23 protein-coding genes are annotated in these 21142 nt (G+C 74.3%); 14 read left to right on the top strand and 9 right to left on the bottom strand.

Features of this window, described 5'->3' with window-relative positions; all coding sequences use genetic code 11:
- Window positions 1–428 precede the first annotated feature (428 nt).
- Both STTU_RS19445 and STTU_RS19440 read right to left on the bottom strand, forming a co-directional pair.
- A complete protein-coding gene (locus STTU_RS19445) occupies window positions 429–899 on the bottom strand; it encodes a hypothetical protein (RefSeq protein WP_007825978.1) in 471 nt (156 codons plus the stop codon).
- A gap of 162 nt (window positions 900–1061) precedes the next feature.
- The gene (locus tag STTU_RS19440; protein ID WP_043255742.1) at window positions 1062–2153 is read right to left on the bottom strand and encodes a zinc-binding dehydrogenase; all 1092 of its coding nucleotides are present in this window, start codon (window positions 2151–2153) and stop codon (window positions 1062–1064) included.
- A 262-nt stretch (window positions 2154–2415) separates the two neighbouring features.
- Between STTU_RS19440 and STTU_RS19435 the strand changes: the two genes are divergently transcribed.
- Window positions 2416–3060 carry a TetR/AcrR family transcriptional regulator gene (locus STTU_RS19435; protein ID WP_009066258.1) on the top strand — a complete coding sequence of 215 codons (645 nt, stop codon included), beginning with the start codon at window positions 2416–2418 and terminating at the stop codon, window positions 3058–3060.
- A gap of 144 nt (window positions 3061–3204) precedes the next feature.
- Here STTU_RS19435 and STTU_RS19430 read toward each other — a convergent pair whose 3' ends face one another.
- The gene (locus tag STTU_RS19430) at window positions 3205–3876 is read right to left on the bottom strand and encodes a TetR family transcriptional regulator (protein ID WP_043255741.1); all 672 of its coding nucleotides are present in this window, start codon (window positions 3874–3876) and stop codon (window positions 3205–3207) included.
- A 141-nt stretch (window positions 3877–4017) separates the two neighbouring features.
- Between STTU_RS19430 and STTU_RS19425 the strand changes: the two genes are divergently transcribed.
- The 4 genes from STTU_RS19425 to STTU_RS19410 all read left to right on the top strand — a co-directional run bounded on the left by STTU_RS19425 (window position 4018) and on the right by STTU_RS19410 (window position 7841).
- Window positions 4018–4854: an SDR family NAD(P)-dependent oxidoreductase gene (locus tag STTU_RS19425; RefSeq protein WP_043255739.1), complete on the top strand. Its 837-nt coding sequence runs from the start codon at window positions 4018–4020 to the stop codon at window positions 4852–4854.
- A gap of 237 nt (window positions 4855–5091) precedes the next feature.
- Window positions 5092–5376, top strand: coding sequence for a hypothetical protein (locus tag STTU_RS19420; protein ID WP_037886137.1), 285 nt, complete (start codon window positions 5092–5094; stop codon window positions 5374–5376).
- Between the two features lie 6 nt (window positions 5377–5382).
- On the top strand, window positions 5383–6630 hold the full coding sequence (locus tag STTU_RS34285) for a hypothetical protein (protein ID WP_043255736.1): 1248 nt from the start codon (window positions 5383–5385) through the stop codon (window positions 6628–6630).
- An 890-nt stretch (window positions 6631–7520) separates the two neighbouring features.
- Window positions 7521–7841 carry a hypothetical protein gene (locus STTU_RS19410; RefSeq protein WP_043255734.1) on the top strand — a complete coding sequence of 107 codons (321 nt, stop codon included), beginning with the start codon at window positions 7521–7523 and terminating at the stop codon, window positions 7839–7841.
- A gap of 267 nt (window positions 7842–8108) precedes the next feature.
- On the opposite strand, the gene STTU_RS19405 is transcribed toward STTU_RS19410, so the two are convergent.
- Both STTU_RS19405 and STTU_RS19400 read right to left on the bottom strand, forming a co-directional pair.
- Window positions 8109–8375 (bottom strand): GlsB/YeaQ/YmgE family stress response membrane protein, encoded by a 267-nt coding sequence (locus STTU_RS19405; protein ID WP_007825966.1) that lies wholly within the window; start codon window positions 8373–8375, stop codon window positions 8109–8111.
- A gap of 126 nt (window positions 8376–8501) precedes the next feature.
- The gene (locus STTU_RS19400) at window positions 8502–9125 is read right to left on the bottom strand and encodes a GNAT family N-acetyltransferase (protein WP_010279292.1); all 624 of its coding nucleotides are present in this window, start codon (window positions 9123–9125) and stop codon (window positions 8502–8504) included.
- A gap of 78 nt (window positions 9126–9203) precedes the next feature.
- Between STTU_RS19400 and STTU_RS19395 the strand changes: the two genes are divergently transcribed.
- Entirely contained in the window at window positions 9204–10550 is a 1347-nt protein-coding gene (locus STTU_RS19395) for a diaminopimelate decarboxylase (RefSeq protein ID WP_007825964.1), read from the top strand.
- Here STTU_RS19395 and STTU_RS19390 read toward each other — a convergent pair.
- Window positions 10534–10938, bottom strand: a complete 405-nt coding sequence (locus STTU_RS19390; protein WP_043255732.1) for a hypothetical protein — start codon at window positions 10936–10938, stop codon at window positions 10534–10536. The two genes, STTU_RS19395 and STTU_RS19390, sit on opposite strands and share 17 nt — an antisense overlap.
- An 83-nt stretch (window positions 10939–11021) precedes the next feature.
- Between STTU_RS19390 and sigJ the strand changes: the two genes are divergently transcribed.
- The 5 genes from sigJ to STTU_RS19365 all read left to right on the top strand — a co-directional run bounded on the left by sigJ (window position 11022) and on the right by STTU_RS19365 (window position 14449).
- Window positions 11022–11930, top strand: coding sequence for an RNA polymerase sigma factor SigJ (sigJ, locus tag STTU_RS19385; RefSeq protein WP_043255730.1), 909 nt, complete (start codon window positions 11022–11024; stop codon window positions 11928–11930).
- Window positions 11931–12294: 364 nt separating this feature from the next.
- Window positions 12295–12738 carry a hypothetical protein gene (locus STTU_RS19380; protein WP_043255728.1) on the top strand — a complete coding sequence of 148 codons (444 nt, stop codon included), beginning with the start codon at window positions 12295–12297 and terminating at the stop codon, window positions 12736–12738.
- Window positions 12739–12740: 2 nt separating this feature from the next.
- A complete protein-coding gene (locus STTU_RS19375; RefSeq protein WP_007825960.1) occupies window positions 12741–13595 on the top strand; it encodes a DUF4388 domain-containing protein in 855 nt (284 codons plus the stop codon).
- Between the two features lie 38 nt (window positions 13596–13633).
- The gene (locus tag STTU_RS19370; RefSeq protein ID WP_007825959.1) at window positions 13634–14068 is read left to right on the top strand and encodes a roadblock/LC7 domain-containing protein; all 435 of its coding nucleotides are present in this window, start codon (window positions 13634–13636) and stop codon (window positions 14066–14068) included.
- 6 nt (window positions 14069–14074) lie between these two features.
- Entirely contained in the window at window positions 14075–14449 is a 375-nt protein-coding gene (locus STTU_RS19365) for a hypothetical protein (RefSeq protein ID WP_007825953.1), read from the top strand.
- 24 nt (window positions 14450–14473) lie between these two features.
- Here the strand turns inward: STTU_RS19365 and STTU_RS19360 are convergent, their stop codons facing one another.
- Entirely contained in the window at window positions 14474–15058 is a 585-nt protein-coding gene (locus STTU_RS19360; protein WP_007825949.1) for a hypothetical protein, read from the bottom strand.
- Between the two features lie 93 nt (window positions 15059–15151).
- Entirely contained in the window at window positions 15152–15991 is an 840-nt protein-coding gene (locus STTU_RS19355; RefSeq protein WP_007825948.1) for a MurR/RpiR family transcriptional regulator, read from the bottom strand.
- A gap of 337 nt (window positions 15992–16328) precedes the next feature.
- Between STTU_RS19355 and STTU_RS19350 the strand changes: the two genes are divergently transcribed.
- A complete protein-coding gene (locus STTU_RS19350) occupies window positions 16329–16733 on the top strand; it encodes a hypothetical protein (protein ID WP_007825947.1) in 405 nt (134 codons plus the stop codon).
- Between the two features lie 370 nt (window positions 16734–17103).
- Here STTU_RS19350 and STTU_RS19345 read toward each other — a convergent pair whose 3' ends face one another.
- Window positions 17104–18492 (bottom strand): cystathionine beta-synthase, encoded by a 1389-nt coding sequence (locus STTU_RS19345; protein WP_007825946.1) that lies wholly within the window; start codon window positions 18490–18492, stop codon window positions 17104–17106.
- A 166-nt stretch (window positions 18493–18658) separates the two neighbouring features.
- On the opposite strand from STTU_RS19345, the gene STTU_RS19340 reads away from it, so the two are divergent.
- Entirely contained in the window at window positions 18659–19714 is a 1056-nt protein-coding gene (locus STTU_RS19340; RefSeq protein WP_234019272.1) for an SGNH/GDSL hydrolase family protein, read from the top strand.
- Between the two features lie 182 nt (window positions 19715–19896).
- Window positions 19897–21117: an acetyl-CoA C-acetyltransferase gene (locus STTU_RS19335; protein WP_009066292.1), complete on the top strand. Its 1221-nt coding sequence runs from the start codon at window positions 19897–19899 to the stop codon at window positions 21115–21117.
- Window positions 21118–21142: the final 25 nt, after the last annotated feature.

The following is a 21142-nucleotide window of genomic DNA, read 5'->3' as shown; positions in this document are numbered from 1 at the left end:
TCGTGACCGCGGGATTCGGGGAGGAGCCTCCACCAGGGCGCCTGGTCGGCACCGCGCCTTGCTTCCCGGAAGATTCCCGTACGTCCGGCCCTGAACAGGGCCGACGAGTACCGTGGGACTCGCTTCCGGTCCTCCCGGCGGGAGGCGCGCAGCATCGGCACTCAACCGAGCAACCTGGTCAGTGTGCCACACGAAGCGAGCGGGTAGCCAATCGGGCCCGACAGCTTACCCCTGCGGGGGCGGGGTTCAAACGGGGGTGCGGGCCGGTCGACCGACCGGGGGACCCGGAGGGGGCCGACCGGACGGCGAAGTCAACCGAATGGCCGCGTGCCGCCCGTACCGGTGAAGACCTGGCATATGCCCCCGCAAGAGGCGCTCGCGCCACCCGGTGTGCCGCACCGCCCCGCACCCGTCGGCACCCCGGCGGCTCAGTACTTGCCGTCGACCGGAATCCAGTCGGACCAGGCGTCCGGGACGTAGAACTTGCCGGTGCCGGAGTCGTAGCGCAGCGCGCGGAGCTGGATGTTGCCCTTTTCCCAGTAGTCGTAGTCGCACTTGACCCAGTGGTCGACGCCGGCCTTGTTGACGCAGACGCGGGAGCCGCGGCCGTAGTCGGTGTAGACGCCGCCCGCCGCCGACATGCCGTCCTTCTTGGTGTCGAGGACCCAGACCACGTCGCCGTACGGGGCGAAGCACACGGTGGAGCCGTAGGCGACCGTCGTGCCGATGCAGGAGGGGGCGGCCGTCGTCTCCGCCGCCGCGCGGGTCGCCATGCCGTCCGCCGCGCCGGTCTCCGCGAGGGGGCCCTGCGTGCCCATGTCCACGCCCTCGACGATCTCGGGGGCCTCCTCGGCCGCGCTCGCGGGCGCCGCACCGAGGAGCGCGCCGCCGAGCACCACCGCGCCGGCCAGAGCCCCCCACCTGCCGAGACGGCGTCCTCGCACTGTGTCCACTCCCCGGAATCGATCGTCTGCGTACGGCAAGTGATCGTAGCCATCAGGAAAAGTGAAGAAAAGATGATGGCCACGATCACTCCGCGCGAGCAGAACGAACGATCTCCCTCAGCGGAGGAGGTCGGTCACGACCACCCGGGCCGTCGTGCCGTCCTTGAGCGCCTCGTACCCGGCGTCGATCTCGTCGAGCGCGATCTCCTGGGAGACCAGGTCGTCGAGGTTCATCCGGCCCTGGAGGTACATCGAGGCGTAGAAGGGGATGTCCCGCTTGAGGTGCGAGGAGCCCATGTAGACGCCCTGCACCTTCTGCGAGTAGGTGAGCGCGCTCAGGGCGCTGACGTCGATGCCCGCGTCCGTACCGGCGATCCCGATGAGGTAGAGGCCGCCGCCCCTGCCGAGCATCTGGAAGCCCTGCGCGGTGACGGGCCGCGCGCCGACGAAGTCGAAGACGTGGTCCGCGCCGCCGCCGGTCAGCTCGCGGACCGCCTCGACGGGGTCGTTCGTGCGGGAGTTGACGACGTCCGTCGCGCCGAAGGCCCGCGCCCGCTCCAGCTTCCCGTCCTCGATGTCCGTCACGATGATCAGCCCCGCCCCCGCGAGCCGCGCGCCGCTCACCGCGTTCATCCCGACGCCGCCCGCGCCCATGACGACCACGGTCTCGCCCTGCCGCACGTTCGCGCTGTTGAGTACCGCGCCCGCCCCCGTCAGGACCCCGCAGCCGAGCAGCGCGGCCGGTGCGAAGGGCATCTCCTCCGGGATGACACCGAGCTGGTTCTCGTGGATGAGCGCTTCCTGCGCGAAGCCGCTGAGCCCGGAGAAGTTCCAGACGGGCTCGCCGTTCCAGCTCAGCCGGGGGGCCTCGCCGGGGGCGCGGACCGTCGTCTCGGGGCGCTCGCAGAGGTACGTACGCCCCGCGAGGCAGTTGACGCACGCGCCGCAGTACTGGATGAGGCTGCCGACGACGTGGTCGCCGACGCTGACCTGGGTGACGTCGGGGCCCGTCGCGGTGACGACGCCCGCGACCTCGTGGCCGAGGACGGCGGGGAACTCGCCGCCGAGGAAGGTCGCGACGCTGAGGTCGGAGTGGCAGAGCCCGGAGGCCCGCACCTCGACCCTGACCTCGTGCCCTGTCGGCTCGGCGAGCGTGACGTCCTCGACGACGAAGCCCTGCCCCAGACCCTTGGTGACTGCTGCCTTCATGTGCCGCTTCCTTATGTCGCGTGCCCGCCGCCGGATGCCGGTGGCCGGGCGGGTGGAACGAGAGGCCGCGCGAGGGGGGACGGGGGCCCGCGAGGGTCGCCGGGCGCGGTCGCGGACAGGGCCCGTTTGATGCGGTTTCGGGCTGCTCTGCCGCTTTCCTCAGTGTGGCACCGTGAGACCGAAAAGAAAAGAGACAGGTGTTGCTTTGTGCATGTGAGAGGCGTGCCGCAGGCGTGGCACGGTGGTCGGCTAGCCTGCGGGGATGGCCGGAAGCACGCAGGAGCCGCAGCACCACTCGCCCACCGACGTACGGGTGCGCAGGACGTGGGCGCGGCTGAGCGAGGCCGTGCTGCGGCTCGCGGCCGAGCGGCCCGTCGAGGAGGTCGCGGTCTCGGACCTCGTACGGGCCGCGGGCGTCAACCGCTCCACCTTCTACAAGCACGCGTCGAGCCCTGCGGACGTCCTCGCGCGCGTGCTGTACGCGGAGCTGGACGAGATCCGGGCCACCTGGATCGCCGAGACGGCGGCGCCGACGCCGCCGGAGCCGGGGACGTGGCACGGGGCGACGGCGGCGCTCGCGGAGCACGTGCTGCGGTACGAGGCCGTCTACACGGTGGGGCTCGTGGGGCAGCGGAGCCCGGTCCTCCACCGGCTGCTCGCGGAGCACCTGCGGACATCGGTACGGGTGTACGTGGCGCGGGACCCTGGAGTGCTGCCCGAGGGGGCGGGGCCCGCGGAGTGGCGGGCCGACGCGTGGAGCCGGTTCGTGGCGCAGGGGCAGGTGGGGGTGATGGAGGCGTGGCTCTCCCTGCGGGGGCGGTCGCCCCGGGGGGAGCGGGACGTGGCGCTGTTCATGGGGGCGGTGGAGGCGGTGCTTCCGTCGTGGATCGCGCCGGGGCGGGGCTGACCTCGCGGGGCGCCGCCCCGGGCCCCGGCTTCCGGGGCGCCGCCCGGGACCCCGCCCCTCAGACGCCGGAGGGGCTGGATTCGGCGCGCGGGCTCGCAGCACCGCGCGCCCCAAGCACCTCAAGCGCCTCGGGCCTCAAGCGCCTCACGGGACGGGAGGGGCCTCGCCCGGGTACGTCAGTCCTCGCGCCGTCGCTCTCAGCAGCCTGCGCACCCGCGCCTCGAACTCCCTCGCCGGGTGCGACAGTTCGGGGTGCTGTTCGTAGAGGGTGGCGAGAGTGGCCGTGGGGTGGGCGATCTGCCAGGCATGGGCGGTCTGCGCGGCCGTGGCGGCGATCAGGTCGGCGACCTGGGGGGCCGTCATCGCGCCCGCCTCGGCGAGCGCCTCCGACATCGCCACGACCGAGGCGAAGGAGAGCTCCTTGTAGCGACGGGCGCGCTCCAGGGGGACTTCGCCCTCCAGGCTCAGCGGGATGTGCGTGAAGAGGTCGCACAGCAGGGGGCGCGCGAGGAGACCCGAGACGAGCGCCTCCGCCGTCTCCTCGGGGCTGAGCCCCGTGGCGGCCCTCGCGCGGCGCAGCACCTCCTCGCGCCAGTCCACCCACTCGCGTTCGGCGAGTTCGAGGAGGAGTTCCTCCTTGCTGTCGAAGTAGCGGCGGATCGCCGAGGGGTGGAGTCCGGCCGCCTCCGTGACCGCCGCGAGCGTGAGGCACCGCACTCCCCCGGTCCCGGCCGCGAGTCTGCGGGCCGCGTCGAGGAGGTCCTCGGCGCGCTGCTGCTTGGCCTCCTGGGAGCGGGCGCGGCGGTGGGTGGGCATGGAACCAAATCTAGCGTCCGGGCGGCGGTGGCCGCGCTTAACGCGTGTCGCGTGCGTTAAATGCCGACGCGGTGTAGCGTGGGGAGCAGATAACGCACTCGCATTGCGTTAAACACCTCTCCCTCTCCCGGAGGCTCCTCCATGTCCCAGGTCTTCCTCGTCACCGGCTCCTCGCGCGGTCTCGGCCGCGCGCTCGTCGAGACCGCGCTCCAGGCGGGTCACCGCGTGCTCGCCACGGCGCGCGATCCCCGTACGCTCGACGAGCTGCGCGCCTCGTACGGGGACGCGCTCGCCACCACCCGGCACGACGTGACCGACCCGGCCGCCGCCGAGCGCGTCGTCGCCGAGGCGGTCCAGCGCTTCGGGCGGCTCGACGTCCTCGTCAACAACGCGGGGCAGGCGGACCTCGTCACGATCGAGGACACCGACATCGACGTCTTCCGGCGGCAGATGGACACGAACTTCTACGGCGTCGTGTACACGAGCCGCGCGGCGCTCCCCGTGCTGCGGAAGCAGGGCGGCGGCCACATCATCCAGATCTCCTCGGTCGGCGGGCGCGTCGCGAGCCCGGGGCTCTCGGCGTACCAGTCGGCGAAGTGGGCCGTGGGCGGCTTCTCGGAGGTGCTGGCGGCGGAGACGGCCTCGTTCGGCGTCAAGGTCACGGTCATCGAGCCGGGCGGCATGCGGACCGACTGGGGTGCCGCCTCGATGAAGGTCCCGGAGGCCAGTGCCCCGTACCAGGACCTGATGGCCCAGGCCGCGAAGCTGCGGAACAACTTCGACACCCACGCGCCCGGCGACCCCGTGCGCGTCGCCCGGGCGATCCTCACCGTCGCCTCGCTCGACGAGCCCCCCGTCCGGCTCCTCCTCGGCAGCGACGCCTACGAGTACGGGCGTGCCGCCTGGTCGGGCCGCGTCGCCGAGGACGCGAAGTGGGAGGAGCTGAGCCGCTCGGCGGACTTTCCGAAGGGCGAGTGAGGGGCCGCAGGGCGCGCGGGCGGCGGCACGAGGCGCGCGGCGGCGGCACGGCTGGGGGCGGGCGGCACCGGGCAGGCGGCCGGGCGCCGTTGCCGTCGCCGCCTTTCGCCCCGTCCCGCCGTGGACCGCGCTCCTCACTCCTTCGGGTGAGGTGCGGCACGGCGGCGCCTTGCGGGGGCGCGGGTGCGGGTGCCGGGGCGGCGGGTGGAGGGGCCCGGGTCGGCTAGCGTGCCGCGCATGACCGACCTCCGTGTCGATCTCGCCTTGCTCGGCAGGTCCGCCGACCGGCTCGCCCGGCTCCACCGCGAGTTCCGCGACATCGACGACCGCGCCGACGACCTCGCCCGCCTCGTCGGTTCCGCCGAACTCGCCTCGGCCGTCCGCGCGTTCGCCGCCAACTGGGACGACAACCGCAGCCGCCTCCTCACCTCCCTCGACACCGTGGGACGCCTCCTCGCCCACAGCCGTGACTCCTTCTCCACCCACGACGCCGACCTCGCCCGCGTCGCCCGGCGCCCCTGACCCCCCGTGCCCCGGCCTCCCACCGACTGGCACCCGCTGTGCGCCCACGACCCGCTCCCGGGCGACCCCGACACGCTGCGCGTCGAGGCCGCTCGCCTCCGTACCGTCGCCGAGCGGCTCCACGAACAGGCCGAGGCGCTCCGCCTCATCGGTGACGACGAGGTGCTGCGCGGCCGGTACGCCGACTCGCTGCGCGAGCACGCCCACGACCTCGCCGCCCGGCTCGCCACCGCCGCGACCCGCTACGCCCGCGTCCACCGCGAACTCGCCGCCTGGGCCGGCACCCTCCACCACCTCCGCTCCGCCGCCGCCCACCTCCTCGCCGAGGCGCGCGCCGCGGCCGAACCCGAGCTCGCCGCGCTCCGCGCCCGGCTCTCCCGCCTCACCGAGGAGTACGAGGCCGAGGCCGCGCACCACGCGCGCCTCGTCCGTACCGCCGTCGACGACGCCCTCGCCGACTCCCTCTACGACGACTTCGCGATCCCCGCGGCGGCGTTCGTCTCGCGCGTGCTCGCCTCCGACACCCTCGACGACCTCGTCGACGGGCTCGGCTGGGCGGCGACCCTCGCCGGTTTCGCCGCGATGTTCTTCCCCGCCCTCGGGCCGCTCGCCCTCGGCGCGAGCCTCTCCGTCGCCGCGCTCCATCTCGCGCAGGCCGGGGCGGGGGCGTGTTCCTGGTTCGACGTCGTCCTCGACATCGCCGCCCTCAAGTTCGCCCGCGACGGGGTACGCGCCGCCCGTGCCATCGGCGCGCTCCAGGACTCGGCCCGTACGACGGCGGCCGGGCTCGCCTCGGGCGCGGCGCGGGCGCGGGCGCGGGACGCCACGAGCGGGGCGCGGCGCGCTGCCGCGCGGCGGGCGCGGCGGCGGGGCGGGGGCGTCTCCGGTACGAAGCGGCGCGCGGCCCGCGCGAGGCGGCTGCGGCTGGAGGAACGGGTCCGCCGCGCCGGGCTCCGCGCGGGCGAGGAGGTCCGCGCGGCCCCCCTCCCCGAGATCACCCGCCGCGAGCGGGGGCTCGCCCTGGGCGATGTGGACACGGGCCGCCGCGCCAAGGACGTACGGAACCTGAGCGCGCGGCACCCGGAGCACGCCGACCTGCGGGCGGGCGCGGCGGAGGCACGGCAAAGGCTGCGGGAGATGCGGGGCTCCTGGGCCGGGAGCACGGCACTGGACCTCGGGGACAAGGGCGGGGACTCGGTACCGGGCAGTAGGTACGGGGAGATGAAGGACCGGATGCGGACGGGCGGCGGCTGATGGGGCGGGAAGGGGCGGCGGGGCAGGAGCGGGTGGTGGGGCCGGAGACGGCGCCGAGGCCGGAACGGGTGACAGGGTCGGTGGGGCGGGAACCGGCGGCCGGGCAGGACCGGCCTGTGCGGCGGGGACGGCCGGGCGGACAAGTGCCACCGCTCGCACGGGACCAGCCCTCCGGACCTCAGCCACCGGCCGAGCGAGCGCAGCCCGCCGGGCAGTACCAGCCCGTGAAGCGGGGACGGCCGACCGGGCAGACGCCGCCGGTCGGGCAGGAGCCACCGGCCGAGCAACCACTGGCGCGCAGGCAACCGCCACCCGCCGGGCAAGCACGGCACGTGCGGCAGGGACGGCTCGTACGGCAGGGGCGGCACGTGCGGCAGGCATGGCTCACGCCGCAGGCACGGCCGACCGGGCAGGAGCAGCCAGCCGAGCAACCATCGCCGACCAGACAAGCGCCACCCGCAGAGCAAGGACGTCCCGCGCGGCAGGCACAGCCAACCGAGCAGGAACCCCAGGCCAGGCAAGCGCCACCCTCAAAGCAAGGACCGCACGTGCGGCAAGGACGACCCGTGCGGCAGGCACGGCCGACCGAGCAAAAGCCCCCGGCCGCGCAAGACCCGCCCGCCGCGCAGGACCCGTCCGCCGCGCAAACACGACCCGCCAGGCAATCGCCACCCGCCGGGCAAGCGCCCCCCGCGCGGGAGGCCCCCGCCGAGCAACCGCCCCCCGCGCAGGAACCCCCCGCCCCCCAAGCGCGGCCCGCCGTTCCGTCCCCGCGTCCCGACCCTCGTCCGCCCGTCACCGGGTACCGGCTCTTCCTCACCGCCCCGTGGGAGAAGGTCTCCGCCGAGGACAGCGCGGGGTGGGGTGCTCTCGGGGGTGTCGCGGGTGGGGTGGATGTGTACCGGCCCGCCGCCGGTTCGGGGGTGCCCGCCGCTCTGGTCGTCGGGCTGGGGGACGGGGTGCCCGGTACGGGGTGGGAGGCCGCCGAGGTGGCGGGCGGGCCGGGCGTACGGCGCGAGAGGCCCGTTCCCGCGGGCGAGCGGCTGCCGGTGTCCGGGAGGGAGGTCGCGTACGCCGTGAAGGTGCCGGGCGGGCGCGGGCGTTGGTGCGTGGCCGTGTTCTCGGTACTGGACGTGGCGGAGCCGCTGGGCGCGACGCTCGTCGAGTGGTTCGACACCGCCATGGAGACCTTCGGCTGGACCTACGACTGACCCCCACTCCGAAGGCCCACACGCGCAAAGCCCCCACGCGCAAAGCCCCCCCGCGCAAAGCCGCCACACCCGAGGCCCCCGCCCAAGGCCCGTACGCCCCAAGCCCACCCGAGCCTTCGCCCAAGGCCGCCACACCCGAGGCCCGCACGGCCCAAGCCCCCCGGCCCCCGACCCCCGGCCCCCGGCCCCCGGCCCCCGGCCCAAGCCCCCCACGACGAAGGCCCCCGCCCGTACCTACGGACAGGGGCCTCGGCGGGCGCGGTGGGGTCAGCGGCGCGTGGACCTGGAGCGGTCCAGGGCGGCCACGCCGACACCGGCGAGCACGACCTGGATCGCGAGTTCTATCCAGTCGATGCCCTTCGTGTCGGCCACGTCGAAGGCCGCCGCGATGAACGTGCCGACGAGGGCGGCGACGACGCCGACCAGGATCGTCCAGATGATGCCGATGCGCTGGCGGCCGGGGACGACCAGGCGGCCCAGGATGCCGATCACGATGCCGATGATGACGGCGCTGATGAACCCTGAGATCTCCATGGCTTCTGCTTCCTCCGTTGTCGCGGTGACTGGCGCGGTGGCCGGCTCGGTGTGCGGCGGTGCCGGACCGCTTGGCACCACGCTCTACTACACGTGTGTAGAGCAGTGTGCCCCGGGCGAGCCCGCTCAGTCCTTGTTCCCCGCATCCATGCTCCGGAACTCGTCCTTCAGCAGACCGAAGAGAAGGACGTCCCGGTACGCCCCCTCCGTGTAGTCGTGCTCCCGCAGCCGCGCCTCCTCGACGAAGCCGAGACGGCGTTGCAGCGCGACCGACGCCGTGTTGTGCGCCCACGCCTCCGCGACCGCCTTGTGGTAGCGCCGCTCCTCGAACATGAAGCGGAGGACGAGCGTGACGGCCTCGCGCGCGAAGCCGCGCCCCTGGAAGCGGGGGTCGATCTCGATCCCGTACGCGAAGTTCCCCTGCCCCAGCTCGACGTGGTGCGTGCTGACCGTGCCCGCCCAGGCCCCGGTCGCGCGGTCCTCCACGACGAGGTGGAAGGTGTCGTCCTCCGCCTTCCTCGCCGCTGCCTCCTTGAGCCAGGTGCGATGGCGCTCGGCCGACCGCGGCACCTCCAGGCGGTCGCCGAAGCGCACGTGGGCCGAGTGCTGCCCGTACCGCATGAAGTGCGGCCAGTCCTCGGGCTCGACGGCCCGCAGGCGTACGCGCTCGCCGGTCCAGAAGTCGATCGCGGGGTCCGGGGGCGGGGGCGGGACAAGGGGTTCGGGGGTCGTGCGCGCGTCCGGCGTCATGGCGGGCATCCCATCAACCGCGCCCCGCACGGTCCACCAATTTTCGCGCCCCGCCGCCCCCGGTGGTCTGATGACGGCATGAGCGAAGCCGCGCCGGAGGAGGGTACGGGCGGCCCTTCCGAGGGCGGGCTGCGGCGGGAGCGCGCGGTGCGGGCCGCGGTCGTGCAGGGGATCGTCGGCGAGGACCGTCCGCTCGCCGGACTGCTCGACGTGACCGGTATCCGCCGCACGGCCCGCGCGCTCCAGTCGGCCTTCGCCCCGCTCGTCGCCGAGGGCGGACCCGCCGTACGGCACACCTTCGCGGTGCGCGCGACGCCGCTCGTGCCCGTCCTGCGGCTGCTGTACGAGGACCGGATCGGCGCCGAGGTCGCGAGCGCGGCCGAGCTGGCGCTCGCGCGGGCCGCCGGGGTGCAGCCGGGGCACACGGTGCTCGACTCGCCGACGAAGACGGTCGCCGAGCTGCGCGAGGCGCTGGGCAGCGGGGTGCTCGTGGACGTGGACGACGCCCAGGAGCTGGAGCGGCTCGACGCGCTGCGCGGCGAGGCCGCGGCGACCTCGACGTTCGGGGTGCGGGTCGATCCGCACGCGGGCGCGGAGCGGCGGGCGGTCTTCGGGGTGGCGCTCGGGCACGAGGGCGCGCGCGAATGGATTCTCTCGGCGTTCGCCGAGCGGCCCTGGCTGACGCGGCTGCACGCGCACTCCGAGGTGAAGAACGCGGGCGGGGTGGCCCCCGAGCGGCTCGCCGAGGGGGTGCGGAAGGTGTACGAGCTGGCCGAGGAGATCAACGCGGCGGCCGGGCGGCGGCAGGTCGACGCGCTCGCGCTCGGCGGCGGGCTCGCGGCGGGAGCGCGCGAGGGGGACACCGGGGACGGGGACGGGGCGGACTTCGCGGGGTACGCGGCGCTGCTCAAGGAGACGGTGCCGGGGCTCTTCGACGGGCGGTACGCGCTCGTGACGGGCTTCGGGCGCTCGCTGCTCGCGGGCCACGGTTTCCTGCTCGCGCGGGTGGAGTACGTCCGGGCCATGGGCGGGCGGCGGCTCGCGGTGACGCACGCCGGGACGCGGATGGCGGGGCACGCGTGCGGGCGGCGGCTCGCCGCGTACGACGCGCAGGGACGGCCCAAGGAGGGCCCCGCGCTCGCCCAGGACCTCGCGGGGCCCGCCCAGTTCGACGGCGAACTCCTCGCCTCCGGCGTCGAGTTGCCCGAGCTGGAGCAGGGCGACTGGCTCGCGGTGCTCGACACGGGCGCATACGGCTTCGCGCGCCACCAGGCGTACGACAGCCTGACCCGCCCGGGGATTCACGGGTTCGCGGCGGGCGCGGAGGGCGTGCGCTTCGCGACCGTGCGGGCCGCGCAGACGCTCGCCGAGTTCGTGGCGGAGTCGGGCGCGGCCCATACCCGTGCCCTCACGGACGACCTGTGACGTCCCGGCGCGAGGGCACCCACCGGAACGCCAGCGCCAGCACGCTCAGCGCGAACATCGTGACGCCCAGCGGGACATGGACCTCCGCGACGTGCCGGATGCCGAGGACGACCTGCGCCGAGGCGAGGGCGAGGAAGCCGGTCGCACACCAGATCTGGCGGGGCGAGGCGCCGCCCGGCTTCCAGGCGAGGACGGCCGCGAGCACGTAGAGCATCGCCGCCGCGTACATGACGCGTGCGCCGACGCTGTGCAGGGTCTCGCCGTAGGGGGCGGTGAGGAGGAGCCCGGCGGAGACGGCCTGGAAGAGGACCGTGAGCGTCTGGAGGGCCAGCGCGAGGCGCAGGAAGCGCTCGTGGGAGGTGGGCGCGGTCACCGTCTGCGCGGTCATGGGGTCCCCCTGTGCGGGTCGGTCGGTAAGGTCTCACCGGTCCGACGAGACGGGCCCGCGAAATGTGAGGCGGGGGACGGGACATGGACGCGGAGACGGGCACGGACGCGCGCGGGGTCGCCGGGGAACGCGGTCAACTCCTCAACGTCGCCTACCGCTTGCTCGGCTCGCTGACCGAGGCCGAGGACGCGGTGCAGGAGGCGTACGCGCGCTGGTACGGGCTCGCGCCCGCGCGGCGCGCGGCCGTTCTGGCGCCGGGCGCGTGGCTCACGACGGTGACGGCGCGGGTCTGCCTGGACGTGCTCGGCTCGGCGCGGGCGCGCAGGGAGCGGTACGTCGGCACGTGGCTGCCCGAGCCGCTCCCCGGAGCGCCCGACGCCGCCGACCCCGACGACCCCGCCGCGCGGATCGTGCTCGACGAGTCCGTGTCGATGGCCTTCCTCGTGGTCCTGGAGGCGATGACGCCCGCCGAGCGGGTCGCCTTCGTCCTGCACGACGTCTTCCGCTACCCCTTCGCCGAGATCGCCGGTGTCCTCGGCCGCAGCGCCGCCGCGTGCCGCCAGCTCGCCTCCTCGGGACGGCGGCGGCTCGGTGCGGCGCGGAGCGCCGGTCCCGTTCCGCTCGCGGACCGCGCGGCCGTCGTGCGGCACGTCAAGGAGGCGTGGGAGTCGCGGGACATCCCCGCGCTCGTCGGCCTCCTCGACCCGGCGGCCGTGATGACGGCGGACGGCGGGGGCCTGGCGGGCGCGGCGCTCCACCCCGTCGAGGGCGCCGCCGGGATCGCCCGCTACATGGTCGCGATCGCGGACCGGGCGCCGGGGCTCTCGCTCCGGCTGTGCGACGTCAACGGGCTTCCGGGGCTCGCGGCCTCGCAGGGCGGGGTCGTACGGACGGTCGCGGCCTTCGAGCTGGACGCGGGCCGCGTGGCGCGGATCTGGGTGATCCGCAATCCGGAGAAGCTGGGGCCCTGGGTGCGGGGCGCCGAGGAGTAGGGCCGTCCGCGGCCTGACGCGGTCGCACCGCACGCGCGCCCGTCACCCGTCACCCGTCACCCGTCACCGCGCCGATGTCCGCGTCGCGCGGAAAATACCCGAACTCCCCCGCTCCCGCCCCCTTTTCCCCCTTTCCGCCCCGGGCCCGCCCCTCGTCCCCGCACGCTCTCCCCACGGGTTTCCGGGCCGCTCCGGCCGGTGAACGGAGCGCGTCCCTCGGGGCGTTGGGTGCGGCAGGTGACGTGAGGATAGGGGGCGCGCGCATGTTCCGCTGGAAAATGCCAGAACTCCCCCAACCGGGTGAGTCCTTGCGTAACGTCGTGCTCACAAGCCGTACTTCGGGTCGGGGAAGGTGACGTTCCGCGTGCCAGGAATTGACGAGTGTCTGCTGGACGCCATGAGGCTCCCGGGTGCGCGGGGTGCCGGTGTCGTCGACTGGATCAGCGGACTCGCCCTCGGCACGATCGGCGAATCCCCCAACGGCGATCACGAGGCGACCGCGGCCGAGGCCGCCGAACTGGCGCGCATGGCCGCCGAGCACCGCGCCTTCGCGGCGACGACACAGGTGCCGCTCCCGGACGTCGCGGGCGGGCCGGCCGGCCGGGGACACCACGTGGGCCAGGTCGATCAACTGCTGCCCGTGGAGGACGTGATCGTCACGAACCGCGACAGCTACCACATCATCCGTTTCGTGCGGACGACCTTCGACAGCAGCGTCTTCATGCACCTGTGGCTCGACCGCGACGAGGGCAATCTCGCGCTCGCCCGCATCCGCATCGGGGAGATCGCCGAACGGCTGGTGCTGTGACCGTGGACACGCTCACGACCGAGGCGGTGACCGTCTCCCCGCTCCTGCGCCGCCTCGCCGAGGAGGGCGCGACCGGGACCCTGGGCCGCGACCGGGGCCGGCTCCACCTCGTGGACGGCAGGATCGTCCACGCCGAGGCCCCCGACTCGCCGCCGCTCGACGTGCTCCTGACGAGCGGCAGCACCCTCCCGGCGGCGGCCCTCGCCGCCGCGCGCGCCGGGGGCGGCGACGCGGGCCAGGTCGTGCGCGGCCTCCTCGACGCCGGGCTCGTGGGCGCGGGGACGCTGGAGCTGTGCCACCTCGGCGCGCTCCACGACGCCGCGTACTTCGCGCTCGCCCCCGCGGGCGGCCCCGCGCGCTTCCGGTACGGGAGTGCGCACCCCCTTGCGGTCGCGCATCCCGTGGACGCGGGTGCCGTCGAGCGCGAGTGCCTGCGCCGCCGCACCTTCCTCGACCGGCTGCACCCCTCGGACGCGCTCGACCACGCGCCGCTGCGGCGGCTCGCGACGGGCGGCCCGGTCGCGGTGAGCGCGCGCCGCCGCCCCGTCCTCGCGCTCGTCGACGGCCACCGCACCGCGCCGGAGATCGCCCGCGAGCTGGGCAGGCCCGCCTACCACACGCTCGTCGACCTGCGGCGGCTCGCGGCGGCGGGGCTCGTCGGCCCCGTCCGGGCCCCGCGCCGCGCCGAGCGGCCCCGGCACGCGGCGACCCCCGGCACGCCGGTCGCCCCCGGGACCCCGCCCGGCGCCCTCGCGGGCCCCCGCCCCCACCTGGGCGGCGGGGTGCTGCCCCGGGTGCAGGACCCCGACATCGCCCTCCTGCGCCGGTTGCGCGACGCGCTGGAGGCCGCGCTGTGATCCGTGGGCTGAGACAACGCGCCGAAAGGAGACAACTCATGTCGGCGGAGGCCGAAGTCCTCGACGAACTGCACCGGTTGCGGGCTCGCGTACCGCAGTTGACGGGGGCGCTCGCGGGCAGCGTGGACGGGCTCGTGCTCGCCCAGGACACCCCGGGCGTCGAGGCGGAGGGCCTCGCCGCGCTCACCGCCGCCTCGCTCGGCGTCGCGCTGCGGATGGCCGAGGCCACGGGGCGCGGCGGTCTGCGCGAACTGCTCGTGCGCGGCGAGCGCGGCTACGTGGCGACCTACGCCGCGGGCGGTGCCGCCGTGCTGACGCTCCTGGCCGACGCGCGCGTCAACGTCGGCAGGCTCCACCTGGAAGGACGCCGATCCGCGAGCCGGATCGGCGAACTGGTCGACGCGGCGCTCGAACGCGTCGCCGACCAGCGAGAGACGGTCCGGTCACCGAGGCCGGCCACGGAAAGGATGTAGCGACTCATGGCCAACACCGAAGCCTCCCTCAAGGACGCGATGGCATCGATCGACGGGGCTGTCGGAGTCGCCCTCGTCGACTACACGAGCGGTATGGCACTCGGCACGATGGGCGGCGGCAAGGACTTCAACCTGGAGGTCGCCGCCGCCGGGAACACCGACGTGGTCCGCGCCAAGCTCCGCACGATGGAACACCTCGGGCTCCAGGACAGCATCGAGGACATCCTCATCACGCTCGGCACGCAGTACCACATGATCCGGCTGCTCAAGGCGAAGGGCGGCAACGGCCTCTTCCTGTACCTCGTCCTCGACAACACGCGCGCCAACCTCGCGATGGCGCGCCACCAGTTGAAGAAGATCGAGGCCGAACTGGAGGTCTGAGCACGCCTCTTCGGGCCAAGGGCCTCAGCGACGCCGTGCCCCGCCGGGCGCGGCGTCGCCCGCCCCTGTCCCCGTCGTGGCCCAGCCCCCGGTGGTACGGGACACGGGGCCGCCCCCGCGCCCGCCGAGCCGGTCCGCGGGAAGCCAGTACAGCGCCTCCGCGCGCCGCTCCGCGCGCCCGAGCCACCGCGCCTTGAGCCACAGCCCGGTCCCGCAGCCCGCCAGGACGAGCCCGCCGACCGCCGGGACCGCGAAGGCGCTGCCGAGCGCCGCGAGCACGGCCAGCACGAGCCACCAGCGGTGCCCGCGCCGCCAGGCCCGTACCGTCACCGCGCGATCGCGCAGGATGTCGTCCCGCGCGGCCCGCACGGCCCCCGCCCGCCCGGCGCGGTAGCGGGCGCGGCGGGCGTACGCGGTGAGCGCGGCGGCCAGTGCGTACAGGAGCACGCCGCCGTAGAGGCCGATCCGGCGCCCGGTGAGTCCGGGCGGGACGAGCCCCGCTGCCGCCGCGAGGACACCCCACCACCACAGCGGTGCCGCGCCCGCGCGCACCACCACCGTGACCCGGACGAGTGCGCGCCTGCCCCGTCCCGTACCGCCTCTCGCCACCGTCGTCCCCTTCCCGCGAGCCGTACGCCTGTGCGGGCAGCGACGCTAACGGGGCTTGATGAGGGGAGGCTGAGAGCGGGTGCGGCGGGCGGCTCAGTCCGCGAAGAGGCCGCGCGCCGCCGCCTGCGTGTCGAACTCCTCCAGGCGGGACTCCGCGCCGGGGATGTGGTCGGCCATCGCCTCCAGGAGGACGCGGCCGAGGAGCATCGGGGCGCACGCGGTGTCGAAGGCGAGCCCGGTGCCGACGGCGGCGGGGAGGAGGAGGTCGGAGTGGGCGGCGACGGGGGCGAAGGAGGAGTCGGCGACGGTGACGACGGTGAGGCCGAGGCTCTGCGCGTACGCGAGCGCTTCGACGACCTCACGGGGGTGGCGCGGCAGCGCGAAGCACAGGAGTGTGCTCGCCCCGGCGCGGCGCGCGGCGTCGAGCCGGTCGCCGAGCATCGTGCCGCCCTCGTCGAGGAGCCGGACGTCGGGGTGGACCTTCGCGGCGAAGTACGAGAAGCCGAACGCCTGCGAGGCGGCGGCGCGCAGCCCGAGGACGGGCAGCGGGCGGGAGGCGGCGAGGAGGGCGCCCGCGCGTTCCACGGGGGCCGGGTCGGCGAGGAGGTCGGCGAGGCGGCGCAGGTTCTCGATCTCGCCCGCGACGGCCTGCTGGTACTCGTTCGGCTCGCTCTCGGGCGCCGTGGACTCGCTCGCCGGGGTGCTCTCGCGCAGGTGGCGGCGGAGCGCGGGGTAGCCGTCGAAGCCGAGCGCGACGGCGAAGCGCGTCACGGACGGCTGGCTCACCCCCGCCAGCTCGGCCAGCTCGACGCTGGAGAGGTACGGCACCTCGGCGGCCCCGCGCACCATGCAGTGCGCGATGCGGCGCTGCGTGGGGGTGAGGCGTTTCCCGTCGAACAGGGCCTGAAGCCGTGCGGCGGCACTCTCGCTCATGCCATTCAGTTAAGCAGACGGCTGCATGGATATATGCGGTACGGGGAAATCGGCCCGGATTCCCGGGGATTGCGGCCCCCGGGATGCGGGCAGGCGCCCCGGCGGCAAGGATACGAACGGGTACGAACCGTCCCGTACGGCGGCGAAACCCGTACCGCCTGAAAGGAGCGCGCATGTCCTCCAAGCGACGCCGCAAGAAGAAGGCCCGCCGCAAGCACGCCGCGAACCACGGCAAGAAGCCCCAGACCTGAGGGTGCCGGGGCAGGGCGGGCCACCGTGCGAAGAGGGGGGATTCCCCCCGTGTGCGGTGGCCCGCCGCTCCGTACGCTCACGGGGTATGGAGACCTCTGACCGCGAACTGCGCAAGGAACTCGACGCGACCCTCCAGGCCCGTCGCGAGCTGGGCGAGGAGTACGACACGGCGCTGATCGACTCCTTCCTGGAGAAGGTCGAGCGCCGGGTGGACGAGACGATCGACCGCCGCGTGCGCCGCGGCCTCGCCGAACAACAGGTCGTCGTGGCCAGGGGCTCGTCCCCGGGCCACCCGCGCGGCCGGTCCGGCCCCTGGCTGCACCAGTACGCCTTCGCCCTGATCTCCCTGGTCCTCGCCATCCCCCTCTCGGCGATCGCCTCGGCCCAGGGCGGCACGGCGGGCCTCATCGTGGCCTGGGCGGGCATCGTGGGAGTGAACGTGGCGGCCCGTGTGACACACATTTCCAGCCCCTCCGGCCCTGAAGGCTGAGCCGAAACCAAGCCCCTCCGGCGTTTGAGGAGCGGGGCCCGGGGCGGAGCCCCGAAGAACGGGCGGAGCCGGGGGGCGGAGCCCCGGCCGCAACCGAGCGCGAGGACCGCCGCACCCCCGGCCTCGCGACCGGGGGGCGGGACGACGGCGGTCCCCGCGGAGAACGCGAGCCCGGGTCAGGCCCGGGCCACGTCCCACTGGCGTTGGAGGTCCGGGAGCCGCTCCGGAGGTCCAAAACGCCGTATCGGTTGCCGGCCCGGAAGGGGAGCCGCTCCCTCCCTGCCGACAACCACCAATCTGCCGGACCCGTGTTAACGACGCGCTGCGCGCACGTGACGGCCTCGTACCACTTCCCCGGCGACTGCCCCCGCTACTTCCCCGCCTCACGCGCGAGGAAGGCGAGCAGGTCCTGCCGGCTCACGACGCCGGTCGGCTTGCCCTCCACGAGGACGATCGCCGCGTCCGCCGTGCCGAGCACCGCCATGAGGTCGGCGACGGGCTCGCCCGAGCCGACCTGTGGGAGCGGCGCGGACATGTGCTTGTCGAGCGGGTCGCCGAGCGAGGCCCGCTGTGCGAAGAGCGCGTCGAGCAGTTCCCGCTCCACGACGGAGCCGACGACCTCGGCGGCCATGACGTCCGGGTGGCCCGCGCCCGGCTTCACGATCGGCATCTGCGAGACCCCGTACTCGCGCAGCACCTCGATCGCCTGCCCCACGGTCTCCTCGGGGTGCATGTGGACGAGCGAGGGCAGCGGGCCCTCCTTGTACTTGAGGACGTCGCCGACGCGCGGGTGCTCGCCCGCCTCGTCGAGGAAGCCGTAGTCGTTCATCCACTCGTCGTTGAAGATCTTGCTGAGGTAGCCGCGCCCGCTGTCGGGGAGCAGCACCACCACGACGTCGTCGGGCCCGGCCTCGCGCGCCACCTCCAGCGCGGCGACCACGGCCATCCCGCAGGAGCCGCCGACGAGCAGGCCCTCCTCCTTGGCGAGACGGCGGGTCATCTGGAACGAGTCCTTGTCGGAGACGGCGACGATGGCGTCCGTGACGGTGCGGTCGTACGCGCTCGGCCAGAAGTCCTCACCGACGCCCTCGACGAGGTACGGGCGCCCGGAGCCGCCCGAGTACACCGAGCCCTCAGGGTCCGCGCCGATGATCCGCACCTTCCCGTCCGAGACCTCCTTGAGGTACCGGCCGGTACCGGAGATCGTGCCGCCGGTGCCGACGCCCGCGACGAAGTGCGTGATCCGCCCCTCCGTCTGCTCCCACAGCTCGGGACCCGTGGAGTGGTAGTGCGAGAGCGGGTTGTTCGGGTTGGAGTACTGGTCGGGCTTCCAGGCGTCGGGGATCTCGTGCACGAGGCGGTCGGAGACGTTGTAGTACGAGTCCGGGTGCTCGGGGTCCACGGCGGTGGGGCAGACGACGACCTCGGCCCCGTAGGCGCGCAGCACGTTGATCTTGTCCGTGGAGACCTTGTCGGGGCACACGAAGACGCACTTGTAGCCCTTCTGCTGGGCCACCATCGCGAGACCGACACCGGTGTTGCCGCTCGTCGGCTCGACGATCGTGCCACCGGGCCGCAGCGCCCCGCTCTCCTCGGCCGCCTCGATCATGCGCAGCGCGATGCGGTCCTTCACGGAGCCGCCGGGGTTGAAGTACTCGACCTTGGCCAGGACGGTCGCCTGGATGCCTTGGGTGACGCGGTTGAGCCTCACCAGCGGGGTGTTGCCGACGAGGTCGATCATCGAGTCGTGGATGTGCACCGTTGTCTCCGGCTTGCGCGTCTAGGGGGCTCGTACAGCTCGTTCCGAGTCACGACAGCCTACGGGGCGTGGCCGCCGCCTTGCCCCGTCCTCCGTATTCGCGATTGGCACACCCCGCCCGCGGGGCATTGAGTGGGTGTACGGCTACGAGGAGGTGCTGCGTCGCATGTCGTCGAGGGCGAGGGTGGCACGGAGGATCGCCGCGGGTGCGGCGTACGGCGGGAGCGGGATCGGGCTGCTCGGGGTCGCCGGGGTGGGACTGCTCCTGGCGGAGGTCCAGCTCGCGAAGCGGAACGTGGGCGTGGGCGAGATGGTGGTGCCGCCGCACGCGGACGGCCGCTACGGGCGCACGCTGGCGGCCGACGGCCCCGGGGCCGAGCGGCCCCCGATCCGCTTCACGATGATGGGCGACTCGCTCGCCGCCGGGCAGGGGGTGCGCCGGGCCAGGCAGACGCCCGCCGCGCTGCTCGCCTCGGGGCTCGCGGCGGTCGCGGAGCGGCCCGTGGAGCTGCGGAACATCGCGCTGCCGGGCGCGCGCTCGGACGACCTCGACCGGCAGGTCTCGCTCGTCGTCTCGGACCCGGACGGGGTCCCCGACGTGTGCTGCGTCATGATCGGCGCGAACGACGTGACCCACCACATGCCGCCCATGCGCTCCGTGCAGCTGCTCAACGCGGCGGTGCGGAGGCTGCGCACGGCCGGTACGGAGGTGGTCGTGGGCACGTGCCCCGACCTCGGCACGGTGGAGCCCGTGTACCAGCCGCTGCGGTGGATGGCCCGCCGCGTCTCGCGGCAGCTCGCGGCGGCGCAGACGATCGGGGTCGTGGAACAGGGCGGCCGGACGGTGTCGCTGAGCGACCTCCTCGGCCCGGAGTTCGAGGCGAACCCGCGGGAGATGTTCGGCCCGGACAAGTACCACCCGTCCGTCGAGGGGTACGCGACGGCGGCGATGGCCGTCCTGCCGACGCTGTGCGCGGCGCTCGGGGTGTGGCCGGAGGACCCGGCCGCGGACGAGGGCGTGCTCCCCGTCGCGAAGGCGGCGGCGGAGGCGGCGGCCTCCGGCGGTACGGAGGTCGCGGCGATGCCCTCGCACGGCGGTCGCCGCAGCCCCCTCGCCCTCCTGCGCAGGCGGGGCTCCGCCCCGGACCCCGCTCCTCGATCGCCGGAGGGGGGCACCGGCAACTCCACCGCAACCACAAGATTCAGCCCCTCCGGCGCTTGAGGAGCGGGGTCCGGGGCAGCGCCCCAGAAGGCCCCCGGCCCCCGGCCACCCACCCCCGCCCCAGCCATGAGCAAGCGCTTAGAAATGCGGCCCGTGTCACACCCCGCACCCCGTGACCCCCGCTCTACGTGCCGGTAGCTTCACAAGCGTCGTCGCCGTTGCCGCTGCCCGAGGAGCCCGCCATGCCCGAAGCCGTCATCGTTTCCGCCGCCCGCTCCCCGATCGGGCGGGCGTTCAAGGGGTCGCTCAAGGACCTGCGGCCCGACGACCTCACCGCGACCATCGTGCGGGCCGCGCTCGACAAGGTGCCCGAGCTGGACCCGCACGACATCGACGACCTCATGCTCGGCTGCGGGCTGCCCGGCGGGGAGCAGGGCAACAACCTGGGCCGCGTCGTCGCCGTACAGCTCGGCATGGACTACGTGCCCGGCCTCACCGTCACCCGCTACTGTTCCTCCTCGCTCCAGACCTCGCGCATGGCGCTGCACGCCATCAAGGCGGGCGAGGGCGACGTCTTCGTCTCGGCCGGGGTCGAGACCGTCTCGCGCTTCGTCAAGGGCAACTCCGACAGCCTCCCCGACACGCGCAACCCACTCTTCGCCGAGGCCGAGGCCCGTACCGCCGCCGTCGCGGAGAACGGCGCGGACGAGTGGCACGACCCGCGCGAGGACGGCCTCGTCCCGGACGCGTACATCGCGATGGGCCAGACCGCCGAGAACCTCGCGCTGCTCAAGGGCGTCACGCGCCGCGACATGGACGAGTTCGGCGTGCGCTCGCAGAACCTCGCCGAGCAGGCGATCGCGAAGGGCTTCTGGGAGCGCGAGATCACCCCCGTCACGACGCCCGACGGCACGGTCGTCAGCAAGGACGACGGGCCGCGCGCGGGCGTCACGCTGGAGGGCGTCGAGGGCCTCAAGCCCGTCTTCCGCCCCGACGGCCGCGTCACGGCCGGAAACTGCTGCCCGCTCAACGACGGTGCCGCCGCGCTCGTCATCATGAGCGACACGAAGGCCGCCGCGCTGGGCCTGACCCCGCTCGCCCGCATCGTCTCGACCGGCGTCTCGGGCCTCTCCCCCGAGATCATGGGCCTCGGCCCCGTCGAGGCGAGCAAGCAGGCGCTCCGGCGCGCCGGGCTCTCGATCGGCGACATCGACCTCGTCGAGATGAACGAGGCGTTCGCCGCGCAGGTCATCCCCTCCTACCGCGACCTCGGCGTGGACCTCGACAAGCTCAACGTCAACGGCGGCGCGATCGCGGTCGGCCACCCCTTCGGCATGACGGGCGCGCGCATCACGACCACGCTCATCAACAGCCTGCGCTTCCACGACAAGCAGTTCGGCCTGGAGACGATGTGCGTCGGCGGCGGGCAGGGCATGGCGATGGTCATCGAGCGCCTGAGCTGACCACCCCCGCGCGCCCCGTACGCCG

The sequence above is a fragment of the Streptomyces sp. Tu6071 genome, assembly GCF_000213055.1.
Classification (GTDB): Bacteria; Actinomycetota; Actinomycetes; order Streptomycetales; family Streptomycetaceae; genus Streptomyces; species Streptomyces evansiae.
This window is presented reverse-complemented; position numbering and strand designations above follow the sequence as displayed.